Origin of the sequence: Mycobacterium sp. (assembly GCF_050701675.1) — a bacterium.
In the GTDB taxonomy this organism is placed as follows: domain Bacteria; phylum Actinomycetota; class Actinomycetes; order Mycobacteriales; family Mycobacteriaceae; genus Mycobacterium.
Genome location: NZ_JBOGDD010000134.1, coordinates 1 through 2,278, shown reverse-complemented (window position 1 = coordinate 2,278; position 2,278 = coordinate 1). Strand labels below are relative to the sequence as shown.

3 protein-coding genes are annotated in these 2,278 nt (G+C 62.3%); 1 reads left to right on the top strand and 2 read right to left on the bottom strand.

Annotated elements, in window-relative coordinates; genetic code table 11:
* The coding region (locus tag ACRDUX_RS04020) for an NAD(+)--rifampin ADP-ribosyltransferase (protein ID WP_526411254.1) at positions 1 to 196 on the bottom strand (196 nt) is incomplete at its 3' end.
* 235 nt (positions 197 to 431) lie between these two features.
* A complete protein-coding gene (locus ACRDUX_RS04015; protein WP_526411252.1) occupies positions 432 to 1,604 on the bottom strand; it encodes an alpha/beta fold hydrolase in 1,173 nt (390 codons plus the stop codon).
* Between the two features lie 103 nt (positions 1,605 to 1,707).
* Here ACRDUX_RS04015 and ACRDUX_RS04010 point away from each other — a divergent pair.
* The coding region (locus tag ACRDUX_RS04010; protein WP_526411250.1) for a CGNR zinc finger domain-containing protein at positions 1,708 to 2,278 on the top strand (571 nt) is incomplete at its 3' end.

Genomic DNA, 2,278 nt, shown 5'->3' with positions numbered 1-2,278 from the left:
CGTGTGGTGTCGACCCGTCCAGCGCTACAACCTCTGCCGCGAGTCCGGCTCCGTCGCGCAAAGCAGTGAAGTAGATGTGATTCATGACGACCTCGGGCCGGTAGTTCGAGTTGAACCCGGCCGTCAGTCGGTCACCGGGCCGCAGCTCTGCCTTCGTGCCGTGAAAGAACGGCCCATCATCAAGTACGTCACTCACGACCCGATTTTACGATGTGCACGTGGCGCTCTCCATCGGGTGCCATGCCCGTCGTTGCCGGATCCTTGGCGAGAACCCCTCGAAGTAGATCTTGTATCATTCTCTCCCCCAACAGAGTTCGTTACTTCTCGCCTGCGTCAATTTCGACCTGATGTTGCGCCAGATGCACCAAAATCTCGTCGCTCTGCATCCTCGGATCCTCGGACTAATTCCGGGTCCCGGCACCCAGTCGCGTTCACCGATTAGCGGCCAGCACTGCCGCGAGCCCTTCTTGCAGATCCTTGACGAAATACTCGGGAACCTCCAGCGACGGGAAATGTCCTCCGGTTTCGGGCGACCCCCATCGGACGATCTGTCGGTACCGCTCCTGCGCCCAGGCGCGCGGATACTTCTCGATGTCGCGGGGATATTGGGTGATCGCTGACGGGACGTCGACCCGAAGTTCGGGGTCGAGCGAGGCGTGGCTTTCGTAGTAAATTCGGGCCGACGATGCGCCGGTCCGCGTCAGCCAATAGAGCGTGACGTCGTCGAGAAGGCGATCTCTGGAAACCGTTTCGAAAGGGCTGTCTTCCGTATCTGTCCACTCAGCGAACTTGTCAAGGATCCAGGCGAGAAGCCCGGCCGGTGAGTCGACGAGCGAGTAGCCGATGGTCTGCGGTCGGGTCGCCTGCTGCTTCGCGTACGCCGCGCGGAGGCTCCAGAAATCGCGGGTCTCCTCGACCCATTTGCGCTCGGCGGCCGTCAGACCATCCGTCGTCAGCCCAGGGGGCGCCTGCGCGAACGTTGTGTGGATGCCCAGAACGTGCGCCGGGAACCTGCCGCCGAGGACAGTCGTGATCACACCTCCCCAGTCGCCGCCGTGGGCTAGGAACTTGCCGTAGCCGAGCCTTCCCATCAGTTCCACCCATGCGGCCGCGATCTTTTCGGTTCCCCACCCGGTGGTGGCCGGCTTGTCGCTGTAACCAAAGCCTGGTAACGACGGGACCACGACGTGAAACGCTGGCGCGTCTGCATCTTTCGGATCTGCCAGCTCGTCCACTACATCGATGAACTCTGCAATACTGCCTGGCCACCCGTGCGTCAAGATCAGCGGAGCGGCGTCTGCGCGGGCGGATCGGCGGTGCAGGAAGTGGATTCCCAGACCGTCAATGGTCGTGCGGAACTGGCCGATCCGGTTGAGGCGCTCTTCGAACGACCGCCAGTTGTACCCGGTGCGCCAGTAGTTCACGACATCGACGAGGTCGGCGAGAGGAACGCCCTGTTCCCATCGGCGAGGGTCGGGCGCGGCGCGGTAGACCGTCTCAGCTTCCGGTAGTCGCGCTGCGGTTAATCGCGCGCGCAGATCATCGAGGTCAGCGTCAGTTGCGTGGGCTTCAAATGCTTGCACGTCGCTGGTTGGACGGGGCATGAGACCTCCTGGCCGTTGCGGAACCGGCTACGCAATTCGACGAACCGGCTAAGACGGTTCTAGCACGTCTTCATGCCAGCCTGCAACCGGCTAAGATGGTTCCATGCATGCCGAGTTTCCTGACTTTCGCCTCGGTACCGTTCTAGCGACCAGCTTCACGGGGACTCTGTCGGAGCGTCATGGCGACGCTGTGGAGCGCATTCCCACGCCGCACCGACTCGTCGACTGGCTGGCAGTGAGCGGCCTCGCCGTGGACTCCTGCACCACCGCCCAGCTCGAACTCGCTTGGGAACTCAGGGAATCGATCCACGCAGCCGCGACAGCGGCCGCGTTCCAAGACGCTCTCCCTGCGTCGGCTGTCCAAGTCATCAATGACTGCAGCACTCAGAGTCGGGCGGCGGCCATCCTGACGCCCGAGGGCATGCGACGATGGCTACTCAGCTCGGCTTCCCGCGTAGAAGATGCCCTAGGCGTAATCGCCGCTGACGCGATCAACATCATCGCAGGCGAACGAGACGGAAAATTGGCCCTGTGCGCATCGCCAACCTGCCAAGCCGCCTTCTTCGACACCAGCCAAAGCCGCACCCGCAGATGGTGTGACATGAACACGTGCGGGAATCGTCAGAAGAAAGCGCGCTTCAATGCCAACCAGCACAAAAGCCCCAGATCAGCAA

Bases quoted from the DNA above. Each gene is read 5' to 3' on its own strand.
- ACRDUX_RS04015 (WP_526411252.1), bottom strand. From the start codon at position 1,604: ATGCCCCGTCCAACCAGCGACGTGCAAGCATTTGAAGCCCACGCAACT.